The following is a 19293-nucleotide window of genomic DNA, read 5'->3' as shown; positions in this document are numbered from 1 at the left end:
CTTCCCATTGACGGCCCGCAATACGGGGATGTCGGATAAAACGTGATTGACTAGGTGCTACGCGCCGATTGCGCCTTGATCCCGGTTCCCTGCCGCCGCGAGCGCGACAGTTGCAGCAGCCCATAGGAGGCGCCGATTACCGCGATCGCGATCAAGCACTGGGCCAGGCTGATCTGCATCGTCGGATCGAAGGCCATGCTGACCAGCACCGCCACGATCGACGCGGTCACCAGCAGTGGCAGCCAGGGGTGTCCCCACATGGCGAATTTCAATGTGCCCTCGGCCACCCACTTGCGACGCAGCTTGAGTTGCGACAGGCAGATCACCAGGTAGACGAAGAGGAACACCGTGCCGGAGGAGTTGATCAGGAACTGGAACACGGTGTCTGGCCACAGCGCCGCGATGACCACGCAGCCATAACCCACCAGCGTCGAAGCGATCACGCCACGTACCGGTACGCCCTTGCGACTGACTCCGGCGATCCAGCGCGGCGCCTCGTCATTGGAGGCCAGGACGTACAGCAGGCGCGAAGAGGTGTAGAGCCCGGCATTGAGCACCGACAGCACAGCAACCAGGATGACCCCCGTCAGCATGTGCCCGGCCCCAGGGATACCGATATGCTCCAGCGTGGCGACGAAAGGCGACTTGCCCGGTTTGATGTCCGTCCATGGCTGCACCACCACGATGAAGAACGTCGCCAGGACGAAGAACACCAGGATCCGCAGCATCACGGTATTGACCGCCTTGCGGATGTTGCGCGACGGGTCTTCGGATTCGGCGGCGGCCAGGGTCGCGACTTCCACGCCAGTCATGGAGAAAATCACCACGACCACCCCGGTGAACAACGACGTCACACCATGGGGCAGGAAACCGCCGTGATCGACCAGGTTGCCAAGACTGGCATCCGAGCCGGGCCACAGCTTGAAGACATAGAGGCCCGCCACGACCAGGAACACCACGATGGCCGCGACCTTGATCCCGGCAAACCAGTACTCGGCCTCACCGAAGGAATGTACCGACATCAGGTTCAGCAGCGTCATGCCCACCATCAGCCCGAGGGCGATGACCCAGACCGGGATGTCCGGTAGCCAGCCGTTGATGATCTGCCCACCGACCACGGCTTCGAAGCCGACGACGATGACCCAGAAGTACCAGTAGAGCCAGCCGGTCATGTACCCCACCGGACGGCCAAAGGCCAGGCGGGAATAGTCGACGAAGGACCCCTTGGCGGGATGCGCGGCGGCCATCTCGCCGAGCATGCGCATCACCAGCGCAACGATGAGACCGGTGATGGCATAGGTGATGAAGGCACCGGGACCGGTTGAGGCGATCACGGCACTGGAACCGACGAACAGACCGGCACCGATCACGCCGCCCAGGGCGAGCATGCTGATGTGCCGAGTCTTGAGTGCACGCTTGAGGCGCGGATCATGCTCCGACTGAATAGGCATAAGTCGTCTCCTTTATTATTTAGTAATCAACGCTGCCTGCTCAGAAGGTTATGCGCCGGCCATGGCGCGGAACATCATGAAAATCCATGCGCCGACCCATCCGTTTGTACAAATGTATGAACACCATCGATGCGCAGAGGAAGCCGCCGGATGCCTGTCAGGGAGCAATCGCTACGGCCTTGCGGGGAGAGAGAAACAGTGGGAATGGACGCGCCCCGTCGGAGGCGTCGGGTGGACTTGTCTGGCCTGGCTGGTTAATGTCCCCAGGCTTGGAACACCCCCCATTCGCTTGCCAGGAAGATTTTCATATGGACGTACGCTGCACTTCGATCGAAGAGGTCCGCCAGCACATCGATCACATCGACCGCGACGTCGTCGCACTGCTGGCGCGGCGTGGCAATCTGGTCGCGCAGGCGGCCACCTTCAAGAAAACCACGGATGATGTTCGCGCACCGGCCAGGGTCGAGCAGGTGATCGCCAAGGTGCGCGCAATGGCCGGCGAAGTCGGTGCCTCACCCGAGGTGGTCGAGCAGGTCTACCGGGCCATGATCGCCGCATTCATCGAACAGGAACTGCACGCCCACGCGGCCCTGTCGGCCCGCTGAGGCCATCGGTTGCCCGCTCGACCGGGCAACCGGCCTGTCCCTCAGGCATCGCGAAGCAGGCTCGCCTTTTCCGGCTGCCCGTGCTGACGGGCCGTCACCAGCCCGATGAAGGAAATCGCCAGCGCCAGGACAATGGTCGAGGTCACTTCCGTACGGTGCTCGGGCGTCGCCATCATCACGGCCAGTGCCGCGCAGATGAAGGCGATCACCAGGTAGGTCAGCCACGGGAACAACCACATGTGGAAGACCAGCTCGATGTTCTGCCGCTGCAGCCGCCGACGCATGCGCAACTGCGAAATCGCGATCACCAGGTACACCAACAGGGCGATCGCGCCGGAGCTGGCGAGCAGGAAGTCGAACAGGCCGGCGGGGGCGAAATAGCTGAACAGGGTCACGCCGGCCCCGAGCACACTGCTGGCGATCACCGCTGCGCGCGGTACACCGGCCGACGAGGTACGCTTCAACGGCGTGGGCGCATCACCGCGCTTGCCGAGCGAAAACAGCATGCGCGAGGCGATGTAGATCGACGAGTTCATGCAGCTGGCGACGGCAATCAACACCACCGCATCCACCATGAACTTGGCGTGGGGAATGTTCATCAGTTCCAGTGCCCGCTGGTAGGAACCCACCGTGGTCAGTTGCGGATCGTTCCAGGGCACCACGGAAATGACCACGAAGATCGACAACAGGTAGAACACACCGATCCGCCAGATCACCGAACGGGTCGCCTTGGCGATATTGCGCGACGGATCGTTGGACTCGGCCGCGGCGATGGTCACCGCCTCGGTACCGATGAAACTGAACATGATGGTGATGAACGCGCCGACCACCGCCGACAGGCCATTGGGCGCAAAACCACCGTGCTGCGCCATGAGTCGGCTCAGGCCACTGGCCTCGCGCTCGGGAATCCAGCCCATCAGCACGGCGAAACCGACGCCGATGAAACCGATGATCGCGACGACCTTGGCCATGGCGAACCAGAACTCGAACTCACCGTACTTGGACACGCTGAACAGGTTGGTCACCACCAGCAGCACGATCGACAACAAGGCGAACAACCAGGCATCGACCCCGGGGAACCACTGGTTGAGCACGTGACCGGCGGCCAGGGCCTCGATCGGAATCACCAGGACCCAGAACCACCAGTAGAGCCAACCGATGGTGAAACCGGCCCAGCGGCCAATGGCCTGGTCGGCGTAGGTGGAAAAGGAACCGGTGTCCGGATTGGCGACGGCCATCTCGCCCAGCATGCGCATGACCAGCACGACGAGTAATCCGGAAAACAGATAGGCCAGCAGGACGGCGGGACCGGCTGCGGCAATCGCATGCCCCGAGCCGACGAATAGACCTGCGCCGATTATCCCTGCGATAGACAGCATCGTGACATGGCGCGGCTTGAAGCCCTGCGCCAATTGACCATTGGAATCCTTGGAGTTCGGGCTATGCATTGGTTTTTATTCCCTGGTGGCCGGCGTTGGTTCGGAGAAACTGGCGTTTCACCCTGTCGCCTTTTTATCGAAAGCGGCTCACCTCACACGCTTGCGAGCATCAACAATCAGCCGTCTTGGCGCTCATCGCAACGAGGCGGCACGCCACTTTACGGACTTTGACAGGTCGGCAAATGTCCTGAGCGCGTCACTCACCGCACTGATCTCGACATATATAGACCGGTCGGTCACGAGCGGTTTTCTGGCTGAACACCATGAAAAGAAGGCTTGGCCGAAGGGATTTGCGTAGATCGGATGGGCAAACGCCCGGAAAAACATCGACGATGCACGAGGCATGACCGACCCGGCGGTTCTACACCGAGGCGACCAGGTACTTGAAGGCCCACAACGCCGCCATCCCCACGCCCAGGGTCAGCAGGGTACTGCGGGTGAACCAGGCCACACCGGCGGCGATGATCGCTGCCGGCATCTGCGGGTTGTTCAGCACGAACTCGCCGTGCCCAGCCGGATACACCACCGCCGGCAGCACCAGGGCCGCCAGCACGCTGGCCGGGACATAGCGCAACGAGCGGCTGAGCAGCGAGGGAATACGCCAGCGGCCGTGAATTTCGATGAAACACAGGCGCAAGGCAAAGGTTCCCACTCCCACCGCCAGGAATACGCCCCAGAGCGCCAGATCACTGTTCATGAAGTTTGCTCCTGGGGTTCAGCGACTCGATTGTGCAGACTCTCGATCAACAGGCCGGCAACGATCCCACCGATGGCCGCCGTCACCAGTCCCAGGTTGTAGGGCATCCCGATCGCCAGCACCGCGATTCCTCCCCCGACCACCGCCGCCCCCAGGCTCGCCAGGTTACGCAAGGCCGGTACCAGCAGGGCAAGGAACGACAGCGGGATGGCGAACCCCAGCGACCACGACTCGGGAATCTTCGAACCCACGCAGACGCCAGCCAGCACCGACAGCTGCCAGGCCAGCCACATCGCCACGGCCGTGCCGGCGAAGAAGTGGTAACCGAAGCGCCCCAGCTCCCCCGAGGCGAACCGCAGGCTGCACAACGCAAAGGATTGATCGGAAATCAGGTAGGCCAACGGCCACCTCCAGCGCCGCGGCAAGTGATGCAGGTGCGGCGCCAGTGAGGCGCTGTACATGATGAAACGCAGGTTGATGATCAACGCCGTGAGCACCATCGCCACCGGCAGTGCTCCCTGGTGCAGCAACTGCAGCACCACCATCTGCGCCGAGCCGGAATAGAACAGCACCGTCATGCCCATTGCCGTGCCCGGCGACATGCCCATCTCCGTCGCCATCACCCCGGTCACCAGCCCGAATGGCACCACCCCCGGGATCAACGGCAGCAAGGCACGCACCCCCTGCATGAAGGCATTCGTCGCGGATGGGTAAGGCATGTGGGTTCCTTTCTTGTCGTCGCAGGCGAAGGCGCTGCCCGGCGCTTTGTGAGATAAAGTGTAAGCGCAGCCGATCGCGGGCCAGAACCGACTTTTTTTACGAGAAAACAGGCAGTTTTTGTTATGACGAACCACTCCCCGACCGACCAGGCGCTGATGCGGATGCCGTCGTTCAAGGCCATGCGCTCGTTCGTGGCGGCGGCCAAGCACCGCAATTTCACCCGGGCCGCGCAAACCCTGTGCGTGACCCAGGCGGCCATCAGCCGGCAGATCCGCGACCTGGAGATCTACCTGGGGACCGACCTGTTCATCCGCACCGGCCGCGAACTCAAGCTGACCCCTTCGGGCGCGGTGCTGTTCGATGCCGCGCAGTTGTCCCTGCTGAACATCTTCCAGGCCACCGAACGCATCCGTCGGGACCAGAGCGACAAACAGACCCTGACCCTGTGCTGCCCGCCAGCGGTCGCCGCCCTATGGCTGTCGCACCGGCTCAAGGGCTTCTGCCAGGCCAACCCGGACCTCGACCTGAACGTCATCACCACCCAGCACGTGCTGGCCATGGAGCCAGGCGTCAGCCCCGATATCTTTCTCACCAAGGTTCTCGACCTGCGCCCGGGCTACGTGCGTACGCCGCTGTTCCATGAGGTGGTCTATCCCGTCTGCGCCCCGGCTTACCTGCAGGCCCATCCCGAGGCCGGCAGCCTGGAAGGCCTGTACCGCAGTGCCCTGCTCGACCTGCATCCGTACGGTCGTGCGCAACTGTCGGAACAGGTCGACTGGGACGCCTGGTTCGCGCGCAAGTCCCCAGACCTGGAAGTGCCGCTGGAGCAGAGCCCGCAGTATTTCAGCAGCAACGACTACAACCTGCTGATCCAGCTGGCGCTGGACGGCCAGGGCGTCGCCCTGGGCTGGGATCACCTGGTCAGGCACTACGTGCAGCAGGGGCGGCTGGTGCGTCCGATCACCGAGGAGATGCACCTGCGCGAGTCGGTGATGTACCTGGTGATCGACGAACAGAAAGCCCAGGACCCGGCCTGCCAGCGCTTGAAGGACTGGCTGGTCGCGCAGTTCGCCTAGGCCTGCAACTGCTGGTGCAACTGGCGGATATGCTCTGGGCCGATACCGCAGCAGCCCCCCACGATCAGCGCGCCTTCCTCGACCCAACGCTGCGCCCATTGCAGGTACGCAGCCGGTCCCAGGTCGGCACGGATATCGAGCAGGGTGTCGTTGGCCTGCGCCTCTTCGCTGACGGGCGCAAACGCGTTGGCATACACCCCCAGTCGCAGCTCAGCGGCTCGAGCCCCCAGTGCCTGTCGCGCCTCGATCAACGCCGGTCCCATGCTCTCGGGTTGGCTGCAGTTGAACAACAACGCGCTGACCCCCAGTTCCAGCGCCACATCCACCGCCTGTGTCACACGCTCCCCTGAGCGCAGGCGCGGTGCATCACTCGGTGCGCAGGCGTCTACCAGGGTGAAGGACAACCACAACGGTTTGCCGTCATCGCCCAACGCCTCGCGTACCGCCCGTGCCTCGGCCAGGGAACTCTGGGTTTCCGCCAGCCACAGGTCGACATGTGGCCCCAGGCCGTCGATCAACTCACGATGGATGGCCAGCGCGCGCGGCTGATCGAACAGGTCGGGCCGATAGGAGCCCAGTGCCGGTGGCAACGAGCCAGCCACCTGCACGGCGGTTCCTGCCGCCGCCTCGCGGGCCAACCGACCGGCCAGCGCCGCCAGCCCGCGCCCTTCGCTGGCGAAACGTGCCTCGCCGATATGAAACGGCACCACCGCGTAGCTGTTGGTCGTGATCACCTGTGCGCCGGCATCGATGAACGCGCGGTGTACCTGGGTCACATAGTCCGGGCCCTGCAATAGCGCCAATGCCGACCATTCCGGCTGACGGAACGGCGCACCGACACGCTTGAGCTCGCGCCCCATGCCACCATCGAGCAGTGTCAACGTCGCTTGGCTCATTGCGCAGCCACCTTGTCGCCGGCAGCTTGCAGCCACTGGTTCACGGTCGACGGATTGGCCGCAACCCAGGCCTTGGCCGCCTTCTCGGGCGGTTGCTTCTCGCGCTCGATCTTCAGGATCAGGTCGTTCAGCGAAGCCGGGTCGATACTCACGTTTTCGAGGAACGCGGCGATACGTGGCGCACGCTGGCGCAGGCTGGCGGATGCGAGAATGTGCACCTTGGCGTCCGGATAGGCGCAAGTGATCCGGCTCTTGTTCAGCCAGTCGGTATCGACCGTCGGGCTGATGAATTTCCAGCAACCGTCAGCCTTGTACAGTGGGTCGCCCTTCTTGTTGTCCTGGGCGTAGCCATCGAACGGCGGTTCATCCAGGCGCCGCAGGTCATAGGCCGAGAAGATCCAGTCGGGGGTGTAGGCATAGAACACCACGCCTCGCCCAGCCTTGTAGGCCGCGTCCAGGCGCGCATAGGTCACCGAGGCCTCGGTGGAGACCGATTCGAAGTTCTTGGCAAAGCCGAAATCCTTGGCCTTGATCTCGCCGATGTAGGTCGACTCCCAGCCGGCCGGTCCCACCAGCAGTTGCGCCTGGCCACCGCCCAGCGGCGCGAACAGCTTGGCCACCTCGGGTTTCTGCAGGTCATAGACCGACTTCACCCCGTACTTGTCCTGGATGTAGCCAGGGATATAGAAGCCCTGCACACCGATGTAAGGCTGTTTATTGGGGACCAGCGAATGCGTGCCGCCGGTGACGTACTTGGCCCACGCCGCCGACTGGTTTGGCAGCCAGATATCGGTGAGCACGTCAACCGAGCCGTCGCCCTTGGCCGCTGCCGCGAACAGCACCGGTACGTCACCGGCAAGGTAGGACACATCACCGTCGAGCCGGGAACTGATGATGTCGCCGAGGATGTACTGGATGGCGATGGCGCCCGTCCAGTTCTGCTCGCCGATGACAATCTTGTCCTTGGCCAGCGCCGCGGTGGACGGCAACAGGGCTCCCAGTAGAGCGGCACCCGCCAGGGCGCGTGAGAGGAACTTGGGCATGACGTGATTACTCCTGAATGAAACGATGACGTTTGCGAAGGGAGGCCTGGATGATCCGGTCCGGTACCAGGGCACAGAAGACGATGGCGATGCCGGCGAGTACGCCCTCGCCGCCCTTGATGTTGCGCAGTGCGGTCATGACGTCGTAGCCCAGCCCGCCGGCGCCGATCAGCGCCGCCACCACCACCATCGACAGGCTCATGACGATGGTCTGGTTGATGCCCAGCAGCAGCGAACCGGCGGCCAGGGGCAGTTCGACCCGGGTCAGCGTCTGCCAGGGTGTCGCGCCATGGGCCACGGCCGCCTCCACCGCCGCCTTGGGCACCTCCTGGAGACCGAGCGCCGTGAGACGGATCATCGGCGCCAGGGCGAAGATCACCGTGGCGATGACCGCCGGTGTCTTGCCGACGGAAAAGAACGCCACGGCCGGGATCAGGTAGACGAAGGTCGGCAGGGTCTGCATGACGTCCAGCAACGGTGTCAGCAGGCGTCGCGCCAGCGGCCGCTTGGCCAGCAGGATGCCGGTGGGAATACCGATCACCAGCGACAGCAGCACGGAAGAGCCGACCAGGGCGATGGTCGAGACGGTGTGTTCCCAGAAACCGAACAGGCCGATGTAGCCCAGGGCCAGGGCGCAGGTCAGGGCCAGTGTCACCCCGGCGCTGCGCCAGGCCAGGTAGACCAGCGCCAGTGCCGGTACCGGCCAGGGGATCCAGCTCAATGCGCCCTCCACGCCCTCGATCACCGTGCGCACGGCCACGATCACCCCAACGAAAGCGCTTTCGAAGGTCAGCTGCGACCAGCCGATCAAGCGGTCGATGGCCCCCGCAATCAACAGCATGCTGTCGCGGTCGGCCGGAAACTGCAGCCACGCACCGGCCGCATCGGGGGTGAAGGCTCGCCAGAGCGTCAGCACCTGACTCGCCGACAACAGGGCCAGCGGCCATACCCAGGCTTGCGGTTCACGCCCCAGGACGTGACGACTCAACCGAACGTTGGCAACGCGGTTGCCCAGCCACACGGCCAGCGCAACGGCCAGGCCCGCTCCAGAACCTGCATGCCAGCTGCTACCCAGCACTGCCAGGGAGGCCAGCTCGATCAGCAACGCCAACCAGAACAGTCCGTTGCGCCCGGCCGCTGCCAACGCGGCCGGACCCAGCAACCAGGAGCGCAGCCCGGTGTTGCCGGAAACCTTTTCGGCCACCGCTCGGGATGGCTCCGCTGCCTGGGGAGCTGGCTCCAGCGGCGCTGCGGCGGCCCGCGGGCGTTCATCGAAGAAATCCGCCACCCCGGCATCCGCCGGCCGTTCGAGCAGTTCCTGCGGTGTGCCGACCTGGATCAGTTCGCCATTGCGCAAGACCGCGATGCGATCGGCCAGGCGCAGGGCCTCGCCCGGATCATGGGTGACCAGCAAGGTGGTGATGCCGCGCTCGCGCACCAGCTGCAGGAAGCGTCCCTGCAGATCACGGCGAATGGTCGGGTCCAGCGCACTGAACGGCTCATCCATCAGCAGGATGTCGGGCTCGGTGACCAACGCCCGTGCCAGTCCGACCCGCTGCTGCATGCCGCCGGACAGTTCATGGGGAAAGTGCTCCCCCCACTCCGTCAGGCCCACCGCCTGCAGTTGTCGCTGTGCCGCGGCCAGCCGGGAGGCTGGCGCCTCGCCACGCAACTCCAGGGGCAAGGCGACGTTGTCGCGCACGCTGCGATGAGGCAACAGCCCGAAATGCTGGAACACCATGCCGATACGCTGTGAGCGCAATTCGCGCAGGGCTTCGGTCGACAGGCTGTCCAGGGCCGTGCCATCGATCAGCACCCCGCCGCTGCTGGGCTCGATCAGCCGATTGACGTGACGCAACAACGTCGACTTGCCGCTGCCCGAGGTTCCCATCAGGCACAGCACCTCGCCCCGCCGCACCGCCAGGCTGACGCGCTCCACGGCATTCGTCGAAGCACGCCGGCCGCTGCTGGCATAGCGCTTGGTCACCTCGCGGAACTCCAGCGCAATATCGAAGGCCGGTGCAGGCGACGGGGAAACGGACGAAGCCAGTACGGCAATCTCCGCCCGGCTTCTGGAAGTGGATTGATAGTCGCTGACGCTCACATGTGCCTCTGGAATTCATGACGTTCCAGAGGTACAGGGCAGACTTCGTGCCAACCCACAAGGCCTTTGAATACAAGGCCTTATGAGCTGATCAAGGCGACCTGCCTGCTGCTAAACCAGCATCGCTGCCCGGCCACTGTTGGCTGGCGAACAGCGTTTGCACGGTATCCCGTCAGTTGCGTGGATTGAGCGTGGCGTTGTCGATGACGAAGCGGTACTTCACATCGCCCTTGAGCATGCGCTCGTAGGCATCGTTGATCTCGTCGGCACGGATCAGTTCGATGTCGGCGGTGATCCCGTGCTCGGCGCAGAAATCCAGCATTTCCTGGGTTTCGGGAATGCCACCGATCATCGAGCCGGCGATGGTGCGGCGCTTCATGATCATGTTGAACACGTTGGGCGATGGATGCGGCGAAGCCGGCGCGCCCACCAGTGTCAGGGCACCGTCACGCTTGAGCAGGACCAGGAAGGCGTCGAGGTCATGCGGCGCGGCCACCGTGTTGAGGATCAGGTCGAAGCTCCTGGCATGCGCCGCCATCTCCTGCGCATCACGGGACACCACCACTTCGTCCGCGCCCAGGGCCAGAGCCGCCTCGCGCTTGGAAGCCGAGGTGGTGAACGCCACCACGTGCGCGCCCATGGCGTGGGCCAGCTTGATGCCCATGTGGCCCAGGCCACCGATACCGACCACGCCGACCTTCTTGCCAGGGCCGGCATTCCAGTGCCGCAGTGGCGAATAGGTGGTGATGCCGGCACACAGCAGCGGTGCGACCGCAGCCAGTTGGCCTTCCGGATGGCCGATGCGCAGGACGTAGCGCTCATGCACGACGATCTTTTCCGAGTAGCCGCCCTGGGTCCAACCGGGTGCGTCAGGCGTCGGGAAGTTGTAGGTGCCGATCATGCCGTCGCAGTAGTTTTCCAGGCCCTCGTCGCAGTCGGCGCAATGCTTGCAGCTATCGACGATGCAGCCGACGCCGACCAGGTCGCCGGCCTTGAAGCCGCTGACATGAGCACCGACCGCGCTGACCCGGCCGACGATCTCATGGCCGGGCACGCAAGGGTAACGAGTGCCTTCCCATTCGGAACGCACCTGGTGCAGGTCGGAATGGCAGACACCGCAGAAGGCAATGTCGATCTGGACATCGTGGGCACCGGGCGCACGACGGGTGATCTGCAGGGATTCGAGTGGTTTATCGCCCGCGTGGGCACCATAGGCATGCACTTGCATCGGAGTTTTCCCCTGGCTGTGAATCGAATGGATGGGCTGTTGCCGGGACAACAGCGGATATCCATGGTTACAGAGAGACCCCGCGCGGTAGTAGAGCGATCCGGTCGGATTCTTGCCTGATCCTCTCGATCAGCCATGAAGCTCGATAGACAGGCGCCCCGGCAGCCCCTGCCGGAGCGCGGTGGCTCAGCGCAGCTGGCCGACCAGGGCCTTGGCCACGCCTTCGGAGCTGGCCGGGTTCTGGCCGGTGACCAGCTTGCCGTCCTCGATCACGAACGGTGCCCAGTCCGGGCCTTTCTCATACAGGCCGCCGAGCTTCTGGAACTCGTCCTCAATGAGGAACGGCACCACATCGGTCAGTTGCACCGCGGCCTCCTCGCCATTGGTGAAACCGGTCACCCGGCGGCCCTTGATCAGCGGCGAGCCGTCAGCGGCCTTGACGTGACGCAGCACGCCCGGCGCATGGCAGACGAAACCGATCGGCTTGCCGGCGCGCTCGAAAGCCTCGATCAGGCTGATCGAATGCCTCGACTCGGCCAGGTCCCAGAGTGGGCCATGACCACCCGGGTAGAACACGCTGTCGAAGTCCTGCTCGCGCACCGTCTCCAGCTTCACGGTGTTGGCCAGGGCCTGCTGGGCAGCCGGGTCGGCCTTGAAGCGGTGGGTCTGCTCGGTCTGGAAGTCCGGCAGGTCGCTCTTGGGGTCCAGCGGTGGCTGGCCACCAGCCGGCGAGGCCAGCACCACCTCGGCGCCGGCATCCTTGAACACGTAGTAAGGCGCGGCGAACTCTTCGAGCCAGAAACCGGTTTTTTCGCCGGTGTTGCCCAGTTGATCGTGGGAGGTCAGAACCATCAGTACTTTCATTTCAAATTCCTTCTTTGTCGCCTTGCGGCACTGGGATCAGTTGTTGAAAAAGGCTTCGATTGCCGGGAGCTTGTCCGCGTAGGGAGCCCGCAAGCGCAGGTTGGAGGCACCGTCCTCGCTCTGTACGACCACGGGCTTGGCGTGGGTGAAACGACGGAAACCGTGAACGCCATGGTAGGCGCCCATGCCCGAGGCCCCGACCCCACCAAACGGCAGGCTGTCGATCGACGCATGGGTCATGACGTCGTTGATCACCAGGGCGCCCGAGGTGGTGCCGGTCATGAAACTGCGGCGCTGGGCCGCGTCATCACCGAAGTAGTAGGCCGCCAGCGGTCGCGGGTGAGCATTGATGTAGGCCATGGGCTCATCGGCATGAGTGTAGGTTCTGACCGGCAACAGCGGGCCGAAAATCTCCTCCTGCATGATGTCCATGTCCTCGGTGACATCCAGCAGCAGATGCGGGGCGATCTTGCGCGATTGCGCATCGAACGCCAGCTCGCTGCCCGGAGCCAGGCTGATCAGCGTCGCGCCCTTCTGCTCGGCGTCCTTGAGCAGATCGACCAGGCGTTCGAAATGCCGCTGGCTGATGATCGAGGTGTACTCGGGGTTGCGCAGCAGGCTCGGGAAACTGTCCGCCACGAACTGCTTGGCCGCGATCACCAACAGTTCGAGGTGCTTGCGTGGCACCAGCATATAGTCCGGCGACAGACAGATCTGTCCGGCATTGAACAGCTTGATGGTCAGCGTGCGCTCGACCGCCGTGCGAATATCGGCATCCTCGGCGACCACCACGGGCGACTTGCCGCCCAGTTCCAGGGTCACCGGCACCAGGTTCTCCGCGGCGGCGCGCATCACATGCTTGCCCACGGTGGTGCTGCCGGTGAACACCAGGTGATCGAACGCCAGCGTACTGAAGGCCTGGCCCACCCGGGCATCGCCCAGCACCACGCTCAGTTCGTTCGGGTCGAAGTAGCGGGCCACCAGCTCGCCGAGCAGCTCGGAAGTCCGCGGGGTCAGTTCCGACGGCTTGAGCATGGCGGTATTGCCGGCGGCGAACACTCCGGCCAGCGGGCCGAAGGCCAGGTTGATCGGGAAGTTCCAGGGGCTGATGATGCCGACCACACCCAACGGCTGCTGCTCGATCCAGGCCTGCATGCCGGGGCCCGGGCTCTCGACCGGCTCGGCCTGCATCCACTGCTCCACATGGGCCGCCGAATGCTCGAGCATCTTGATGGTGGTGGCAAGGTCCGCAACCATCGACTGATAGGTGCTGCGATTGCCGAAGTCGGCGCTCAGCGCGTCGATGATCGCCTGGTAGTTGTCACGAATCAGTTGGACGCTGCGCTGCAGGCGATCCTGGCGCAACCGGGCATCCGCCGGGCCGGCACACAGGTGCGCGCGCTTCATGGTGCGCAGGATGGCCCGCAGGTCCTCGAGGTTGGGCTGGTCGGTCATGGCTGTTCTCCTCACCGCTGTATTCGAACGATGACGCCATCCTAGAGGGCTGGCAGAAGCAGGAATAGAAAGGGTATTTTGTGCCACCTATAAATTATTTTATGGATAGCACATGTCGCTCGTTCGCCTGCGGACCTTCATCGAGGTCTATCGCCAACGCTCCATCAGCGGTGCGGCCCGGACCCTGAACCTCACCCAGCCGGCGGTCTCGCAACACATCTCCGGGCTTGAGGCCGCCATCGGCCGCAGCCTGTTCGAACGCCAGGCGCGGGGCGTCGAGCCGACCTCGGCGGCGCGGGAGCTGGCCGCCGACATCGGGGACAAGCTGGATTCGGCCGAGGCCGCGCTGGCCTCGGCACGGGCCCGCTCGATCGAGCTGGCCGGCGCCCTGCAGATCGTCGGGCACGCCGACTTTCTCGCCGAAATGGTTTCCCGGCAGCTCAAGCCGCTGCTGGAGGAAGGCATTCGCATCCGCATGCAAAGCGGCGACCACGAACTGATCTGCCGCCTGCTGCTGGAAGGCAATTGCGACCTGGGCATCGCCGCCTCTGCACCGAACGACACGCGCCTGCGCAATGAGCTGTTGTATGTCGACGACGTGATCGCGGTAGCCGCCCCCAGCGTGGTTCAGCGCCTGACCGCGGCCCGGGACTTCCAGCGCGCGCTGGAAGCCGAGCCGGTGCTGGCCTACAGCCTGGAGCTGCCATTGATCGACTCCTGGCTAGCCATAAATAAAATCGAGATGCAGGCCCCGATGCCGGCCATGGTCGGCCAGGACCTGCGTACCCTGCGCACCTTGCTGGTCGACGGTTTCGGCTGGAGCACCCTGCCCGCCTACCTGTGCCGGGAGCACATCGAGCGTGGCGAGCTGCAGGAAATCCCGGCGCCGGTCGGGCACGCCAGTCGCGAGTACCATCTGCTGTGGACACCCAGCGCCCTGCGTCAGCCACGGGTAGCCCATGCCCGCCAGGCGTTGCTGTGGCGGCTACGGGAAAGTCGCGGCAGGAGCTGAAGCGGCGCTGCTGCGCAGGCAGCAGGCCAGCAGCAAGCGATGCTGCCCCACCACCACCCGACTCCACCCGCCCCTCCCTGCCGGTCCCGCAGGCCACGCCCCACAAGGGCTGCAGCCCTGACCGGGCGCTGGCACACATCCTGCTCAAGCCCCGGGGACTGCCGGCCCACCCGGCGCCCACGGAGCAACGCGATGATGAGAACCGCTGACGCAGTACGTCTACTGATCCTGGCCGCCCTGTTCGGCGGCGCGGTGGTCCTGGCGCCGGCACAGCCACGCCAGGACGGGTTCGCCCACGTCACTCCAGGGCATGCCGCGTGGGCTCCCAAGGACTACTGGCCAGGCCCCTGAGCCCTGCCAACGCCTTCATCCAACCAGGAAGCAATCCATGAAACTGCCGTTCAAGCTGGCCTGCGGTGCCGGCCTTCTCGCCCTGTCGCTGCAGGCCCTGGCCGCCGTGCATGTACCACGCCCGGACCCGCAACAGGGCGATGGTCGTGTCTCGCCGTTCTACACCTGGCAGCAGGAAATCCCGGCCCAACCAGGCAAGCTGCTACGCACTGAGCCACTGCCGGTGCAACTGAGCCTGGCCGAAGCTGGCGCCCAGCAACGCATCCTCTACAGCTCCACCAACGGCATCGACGGCAAGACGCCGATCGTGGTGTCCGGCGCGCTGTTCCTGCCTAGGGGCAAGGCGCCTGCCGGCGGCTGGCCGGTGGTGTCCTGGGGCCATGGCACGGTCGGCGTGGCCGATATCTGCGCGCCCTCCTGGGCCGGCCGTTCGATCCGTGACGTCAACTACCTCAATGCCTGGCTGCGCGAGGGTTATGCCGTGGTCGCCACCGACTACCAGGGTCTCGGCGTGCCCGGCGGGCATCCGCTGCTCAACAGCCGCGTCGCCGCCTACGGCATTCTCGATGCCGCCCGTGCGGTGATCGCCGGCAACCAGGGGCTGGCCAACAAGGTGCTGATCGTCGGCCAGTCGCAAGGCGGCGCCGGTGCCTACGCGGCGGCAGCCTATGCGCCGGACTACAGCCCGTCCCTGGGGGTGAAGGGGACCGTGGCGACCGGCGTGATCTACAAGATTACCGATGACAAGACCCGCCCGCCGAAGGATCCGAACCAGGTCGATGAAACCCTCGCCTACGGTTTCTATACCCTGCTCGCACAACAGCAGTACGACCCGAGCATCGATCCGAAGGACTACTTCACCCGCGAGGCCCTGCCATTCGTGGAACAGGCCCGCACCAGTTGTCTCGCTGCGCTGGAGGCGGACACGGTGTTCAGCGGCCGGACCCTTGCCAACACCCGCAAGCAGCCCAGCGCCGAAGCCGCCGCGAAACTGAAGCCGTGGGTCCAGGCGATCGACTTCCCGACATTGAAGCTCAAGCAGCCGATCTTCATCGGCGCCGGCGAGACCGATCCGAGCACCACCGCCAAGAGCCAGAGCCGCCTGGCGCGCGACAGCTGTGCCGCCGGCAGCGTGGTGGAGGCGCATGTCTATGCCGGGCTGGAACACAGTGGCACGGTCAACGCCTCGCTGAAGGACTCGATCCCCTTCGCCCGCAAGGTGTTCGCCGGTGAGCCGATCCAACCGGTCTGCGAGCCGACTGCGCAATAGTCGTGAACGCGGCAGCCGTTCTACTGCCGCGTCCCCCACGGAGCCGCCCTGGCGCTCACGACGCTACATGCCCGGGGATCAATTGAGCCACAATGGCCACTGGTCCCCCGAGCAAGAGCAACACTCGATGTCACTACGCGAGTTCCGCACCCTGGTCGCCATTGCCCAGTATGGTTCCTTCGCCCGAGCCGCCGAGGCCATCCACCTGACGCAATCGGCAGTCAGCCTGCATGTGAAGAGCCTCGAGGAAACCTTCGGCGCGCCGCTGTTCGACCGCAGCCGACGGATTGCGGTGATGACGCCGGCCGGCCACCTGGTGCTCGACCGGGCACGGGAGATCCTGGCGCTGCACGACAGCATCACCGCCGACCTGAGCGACGGTTCGCAGTTGCGCGGCACCTTGCGCATCGGCGCGATTCATACCGCCCTGTCCGGCTTCCTGCCGGCGGCCTTGGCGACCCTCAGCGCGGAACATCCGCACCTGCGGGTGAACGTGGCGTCCGGTATGTCCGCGGAACTGGCCATTCGCATCGACAATGGCGAACTGGATGCGGCCATCACCACCGAGCCGGTCAAGCCCTACCCGTTCGGACTGGTCAGCACCCCTCTGTACCAGGAAGGTTTCTGGATCGTTGCGCCAGCCGATCTGTCCTGTCGCGACCCACGCACCCTGCTGCAGGAGCACCCCTTCATCCGCTTCGACCGCCGGGCCTGGGCCGGCAGGACGATCGAGCGGGAACTGCGCAGGCTGCGCATCCGGGTCCAGACCAGCATGGAACTGGACAGCCAGGACGCCATCCTGCAAATGGTTGCCAGCGGCCTTGGCGTGTCGATCATCCCGCTGTCCCGGCAGAACCTGCCAGCGTCGCGCAAGATGCTTTGCCTGCCCTTTGGCGAGCCACAGCAGATGCGCACGGTGGTGCTGCTGGAGCGCGAGGACCGGCCGGCAGGACGCCTGGCCCAGGCCCTGGTGCGGACGGTGCGGGCCAGCGCCGGCCCCACGGCGACCCATGAGTAATTATCAAGCTGGCAGCAATTTTATATCGTTTTTTATTGTTGATCGAGAAGGCTATCTTGGGGCCGTTCCTAGCCATCCGAGAGCACCATGCCGACTCCCGACAACCGATCGACCCCCACCCCGGGAGAAACCGGACAGTCCCCCCATCCGACATCCGGAGGCGGTCGATGAATGCCACGCTGATCCTCGCGCTGATGCCCATCGCACTGCTGATTGCCCTGGGGGCATGGTTGCGGCATGCGCGCTTTCTCGCCGACGGTTTCTGGCCCCAGGCCGAACGCCTGGGCTACTACGTGCTGCTGCCGGCGCTGTTCTTCCATGGCTTATCCAGCGCGCAACTGGATGACATCCCGGTCCGGGAGATGATCCTTGCGCTGGTCCTCCCGACCCTGGCGGTGGCGGCGATACTGGTCCTGGTACGGCGCACCCTGGCGATCGACGATCCGGCCTTCACCTCGCTGTTCCAGGGCGGCGTACGGTTCAACAACTATGTTGGCGTCTCCGCTGCCGCCGGCCTGTTCGGCAGCCACGGCATCGCCCTGGCCGCGGTCGCCAATGCGGCCATTGTCCCCACGGTGAACATCCTCTGCGTGCTGGTCTTCGCCCGTTATGGCAGTGCCGGCAGACCGGGCCCGGCGGGCGTGGCGCGGCAGCTCGCCCTCAACCCGCTGGTGGTGGCCTGCACGCTGGGCATCCTGATGCAGGCCACGGGCACCCGCCTGCCAGCCGGTATCGAACCGACCCTGAAAGCGCTGGGCCAGGCCTCCCTGCCCCTGGGCCTGCTCTGCGTCGGTGCCGCGCTGGACCTGGCCGCCTCGCGCAGTTGGCTGCGGCCGGTAGGCGTTTCGTCCGTTGCCAAGTTCGTTGCCATGCCGCTGGCGACCCTGCTGCTCTGCCACCTGCTGGGCCTGCGCGGCGACGCCGCGATCGCCGCCATCCTGTTCCAGGCCCTGCCGACCGCCTCGTCCTCGTACATCATGGCTCGCCAGTTGGGTGGCGATGCGCCGCTGATGGCCGGCATCATCGCCAGCCAGACGCTGCTCGCGGGGATCACCCTGCCACTGGTGGTAATGAGTTGCGCGCAATGGTTGTGAAGCCGTCGGACGCAGGTCGAAGCTGACGCCGACCGGCTATCGCGGGTATCGTTGAGCCTGACGCTCGCAACCCCGGATATCGCCCTGATGGACTCAGACACCTCGCCCCCTGTTTCCGACTGGGTCGTGCGCAACGCACCACCCGGGCGGGTGGAACGGATCGAAGCCTGGTTCGGCGGCCATGGCTACGACCCGCACCGCCACGACACCTACTCCATCGGCCGTACCCTCTCGGGCGTGCAGAGCTTCCACTACAAGGGCTCGCTGCGCCATGGCATCCCTGGCAACACCCTGGTCCTGCACCCGGATGAACTGCATGACGGCATGGCCGGCACCGAGGCCGGCTTTCGCTATCGCATGGCCTATGTCGACCCGGCGCTGATCCAGCAGGTGCTGGGTGGCGAGCCGCTGCCGTACATCGCCGGTGGGCTTTCCCAGGATCCGCGCCTGTATCATGCCAGCGAGGCGTTCGTGCAGGCCATGGATCACCCGCTCGACACCCTGGAGGAACAGGACGCCCTGTTCGACCTGGCCATGGCCCTGCGCGCGGTCGCCGGCAAACCCCGCGGGCGCAAGCGCCTGGACTACCCGGCGGCCGAGCGGGCCCGGGAATTCATCATGGCGCACCTGCACCAGGAAATTACCCTGGACATGCTTGAACACGTCAGCGGCCGCGAACGCTGGAGCCTGTCGCGGGACTTTCGGGTCCTGTATGGCACCAGCCCCTACCGCTTCGTGACCCTGCGCCGCCTGGACCAGTTCCGGCGACTGATCCTCGACGGCTTCAGCCTGGTCGACTCCGCACTGGCCACCGGCTTCCATGACCAGAGTCACATGACCCGCCACTTCACCCGCTGCTACGGCGTGCCGCCCTCTCGCTGGCTGGAGCGCCTGCGGGCGGACGGCCAACTTGCAGGATCGTACAAGCGCCGCTGAACCGCCTTTCGCTAGCCTGACGACTCCCCTTCAT

At 65.0% G+C, this 19293-nt stretch carries 18 protein-coding genes; 8 read left to right on the top strand and 10 right to left on the bottom strand.

The genetic code is table 11. The features are described 5' to 3' along the window. Positions 1-50: 50 nt before the first annotated feature. Entirely contained in the window at positions 51-1451 is a 1401-nt protein-coding gene (locus tag HU752_RS12885; protein ID WP_186679832.1) for an amino acid permease, read from the bottom strand. Positions 1452-1759: 308 nt separating this feature from the next. Here HU752_RS12885 and HU752_RS12880 point away from each other — a divergent pair, with 308 nt between their 5' ends. Then, on the top strand, positions 1760-2056 hold the full coding sequence (locus tag HU752_RS12880; RefSeq protein ID WP_186679830.1) for a chorismate mutase: 297 nt from the start codon (positions 1760-1762) through the stop codon (positions 2054-2056). 41 nt (positions 2057-2097) lie between these two features. Here HU752_RS12880 and gabP read toward each other — a convergent pair whose 3' ends face one another. The 3 genes from gabP to HU752_RS12865 all read right to left on the bottom strand — a co-directional run bounded on the left by gabP (position 2098) and on the right by HU752_RS12865 (position 4911). Then, positions 2098-3504, bottom strand: a complete 1407-nt coding sequence (gene gabP / locus HU752_RS12875; protein ID WP_186679828.1) for a GABA permease — start codon at positions 3502-3504, stop codon at positions 2098-2100. Positions 3505-3856: 352 nt separating this feature from the next. After that, positions 3857-4192 (bottom strand): AzlD domain-containing protein, encoded by a 336-nt coding sequence (locus HU752_RS12870; RefSeq protein ID WP_186679820.1) that lies wholly within the window; start codon positions 4190-4192, stop codon positions 3857-3859. Continuing rightward, positions 4189-4911 carry an AzlC family ABC transporter permease gene (locus HU752_RS12865; protein WP_186679819.1) on the bottom strand — a complete coding sequence of 241 codons (723 nt, stop codon included), beginning with the start codon at positions 4909-4911 and terminating at the stop codon, positions 4189-4191. The genes HU752_RS12870 and HU752_RS12865 overlap by 4 nt, the downstream gene beginning before the upstream one ends. Positions 4912-5034: 123 nt before the next feature. On the opposite strand from HU752_RS12865, the gene HU752_RS12860 reads away from it, so the two are divergent. Next, on the top strand, positions 5035-5988 hold the full coding sequence (locus HU752_RS12860) for a LysR substrate-binding domain-containing protein (protein WP_225920130.1): 954 nt from the start codon (positions 5035-5037) through the stop codon (positions 5986-5988). Here the strand turns inward: HU752_RS12860 and HU752_RS12855 are convergent. The 6 genes from HU752_RS12855 to HU752_RS12830 all read right to left on the bottom strand — a co-directional run bounded on the left by HU752_RS12855 (position 5985) and on the right by HU752_RS12830 (position 13578). Continuing rightward, positions 5985-6884 (bottom strand): homocysteine S-methyltransferase family protein, encoded by a 900-nt coding sequence (locus HU752_RS12855; RefSeq protein ID WP_186679818.1) that lies wholly within the window; start codon positions 6882-6884, stop codon positions 5985-5987. The two genes, HU752_RS12860 and HU752_RS12855, sit on opposite strands and share 4 nt — an antisense overlap. Beyond that, positions 6881-7927, bottom strand: a complete 1047-nt coding sequence (locus tag HU752_RS12850) for an ABC transporter substrate-binding protein (protein ID WP_186679817.1) — start codon at positions 7925-7927, stop codon at positions 6881-6883. The genes HU752_RS12855 and HU752_RS12850 overlap by 4 nt, the downstream gene beginning before the upstream one ends. 7 nt (positions 7928-7934) lie before the next feature. Next, entirely contained in the window at positions 7935-9986 is a 2052-nt protein-coding gene (locus HU752_RS12845; RefSeq protein WP_186680272.1) for an ATP-binding cassette domain-containing protein, read from the bottom strand. Between the two features lie 217 nt (positions 9987-10203). Beyond that, positions 10204-11259 carry an NAD(P)-dependent alcohol dehydrogenase gene (locus HU752_RS12840; protein WP_186679815.1) on the bottom strand — a complete coding sequence of 352 codons (1056 nt, stop codon included), beginning with the start codon at positions 11257-11259 and terminating at the stop codon, positions 10204-10206. Positions 11260-11445: 186 nt separating this feature from the next. Then, positions 11446-12123 (bottom strand): type 1 glutamine amidotransferase domain-containing protein, encoded by a 678-nt coding sequence (locus HU752_RS12835; protein WP_186679812.1) that lies wholly within the window; start codon positions 12121-12123, stop codon positions 11446-11448. A 36-nt stretch (positions 12124-12159) separates the two neighbouring features. Next, positions 12160-13578, bottom strand: a complete 1419-nt coding sequence (locus HU752_RS12830) for a coniferyl aldehyde dehydrogenase (RefSeq protein ID WP_186679809.1) — start codon at positions 13576-13578, stop codon at positions 12160-12162. A 112-nt stretch (positions 13579-13690) separates the two neighbouring features. Between HU752_RS12830 and HU752_RS12825 the strand changes: the two genes are divergently transcribed. From HU752_RS12825 to HU752_RS12800, 6 genes are all read left to right on the top strand, one after another. Then, a complete protein-coding gene (locus HU752_RS12825; protein WP_186679807.1) occupies positions 13691-14590 on the top strand; it encodes a LysR family transcriptional regulator in 900 nt (299 codons plus the stop codon). Positions 14591-14782: 192 nt separating this feature from the next. Next, positions 14783-14941 carry a hypothetical protein gene (locus tag HU752_RS12820; RefSeq protein WP_186679806.1) on the top strand — a complete coding sequence of 53 codons (159 nt, stop codon included), beginning with the start codon at positions 14783-14785 and terminating at the stop codon, positions 14939-14941. A gap of 37 nt (positions 14942-14978) precedes the next feature. Further along, complete coding sequence (locus HU752_RS12815) at positions 14979-16211, top strand: alpha/beta hydrolase (protein WP_186679804.1); 1233 nt, start codon at positions 14979-14981, stop codon at positions 16209-16211. Between the two features lie 127 nt (positions 16212-16338). Next, positions 16339-17229, top strand: coding sequence for a LysR substrate-binding domain-containing protein (locus HU752_RS12810; protein ID WP_186679802.1), 891 nt, complete (start codon positions 16339-16341; stop codon positions 17227-17229). Positions 17230-17396: 167 nt separating this feature from the next. Then, on the top strand, positions 17397-18323 hold the full coding sequence (locus tag HU752_RS12805; protein WP_186679800.1) for an AEC family transporter: 927 nt from the start codon (positions 17397-17399) through the stop codon (positions 18321-18323). 87 nt (positions 18324-18410) lie between these two features. After that, positions 18411-19259: an AraC family transcriptional regulator gene (locus HU752_RS12800; RefSeq protein ID WP_186679797.1), complete on the top strand. Its 849-nt coding sequence runs from the start codon at positions 18411-18413 to the stop codon at positions 19257-19259. The last annotated feature ends 34 nt before the right edge of the window (positions 19260-19293 follow it).

Source organism: Pseudomonas vanderleydeniana, assembly GCF_014268755.2.
Lineage (GTDB): Bacteria > Pseudomonadota > Gammaproteobacteria > Pseudomonadales > Pseudomonadaceae > Aquipseudomonas > Aquipseudomonas vanderleydeniana.
Note: the sequence above shows the minus strand (reverse complement) of the source record. Positions and strands in the feature narration are given on the sequence as shown.

Coding starts and splice junctions, on each gene's coding strand:
- HU752_RS12885 (WP_186679832.1), bottom strand. CDS start 1,451: ATGCCTATTCAGTCGGAGCATGATCCGCGCCTCAAGCGTGCACTCAAG.
- HU752_RS12860 (WP_225920130.1), top strand. CDS start 5,035: ATGACGAACCACTCCCCGACCGACCAGGCGCTGATGCGGATGCCGTCG.
- HU752_RS12815 (WP_186679804.1), top strand. CDS start 14,979: ATGAAACTGCCGTTCAAGCTGGCCTGCGGTGCCGGCCTTCTCGCCCTG.
- HU752_RS12880 (WP_186679830.1), top strand. CDS start 1,760: ATGGACGTACGCTGCACTTCGATCGAAGAGGTCCGCCAGCACATCGAT.
- HU752_RS12805 (WP_186679800.1), top strand. CDS start 17,397: ATGAATGCCACGCTGATCCTCGCGCTGATGCCCATCGCACTGCTGATT.
- HU752_RS12810 (WP_186679802.1), top strand. CDS start 16,339: ATGTCACTACGCGAGTTCCGCACCCTGGTCGCCATTGCCCAGTATGGT.
- HU752_RS12840 (WP_186679815.1), bottom strand. CDS start 11,259: ATGCAAGTGCATGCCTATGGTGCCCACGCGGGCGATAAACCACTCGAA.
- HU752_RS12820 (WP_186679806.1), top strand. CDS start 14,783: ATGATGAGAACCGCTGACGCAGTACGTCTACTGATCCTGGCCGCCCTG.
- HU752_RS12850 (WP_186679817.1), bottom strand. CDS start 7,927: ATGCCCAAGTTCCTCTCACGCGCCCTGGCGGGTGCCGCTCTACTGGGA.
- HU752_RS12870 (WP_186679820.1), bottom strand. CDS start 4,192: ATGAACAGTGATCTGGCGCTCTGGGGCGTATTCCTGGCGGTGGGAGTG.
- HU752_RS12800 (WP_186679797.1), top strand. CDS start 18,411: ATGGACTCAGACACCTCGCCCCCTGTTTCCGACTGGGTCGTGCGCAAC.
- HU752_RS12865 (WP_186679819.1), bottom strand. CDS start 4,911: ATGCCTTACCCATCCGCGACGAATGCCTTCATGCAGGGGGTGCGTGCC.
- HU752_RS12825 (WP_186679807.1), top strand. CDS start 13,691: ATGTCGCTCGTTCGCCTGCGGACCTTCATCGAGGTCTATCGCCAACGC.
- gabP (WP_186679828.1), bottom strand. CDS start 3,504: ATGCATAGCCCGAACTCCAAGGATTCCAATGGTCAATTGGCGCAGGGC.
- HU752_RS12835 (WP_186679812.1), bottom strand. CDS start 12,123: ATGAAAGTACTGATGGTTCTGACCTCCCACGATCAACTGGGCAACACC.
- HU752_RS12855 (WP_186679818.1), bottom strand. CDS start 6,884: ATGAGCCAAGCGACGTTGACACTGCTCGATGGTGGCATGGGGCGCGAG.
- HU752_RS12830 (WP_186679809.1), bottom strand. CDS start 13,578: ATGACCGACCAGCCCAACCTCGAGGACCTGCGGGCCATCCTGCGCACC.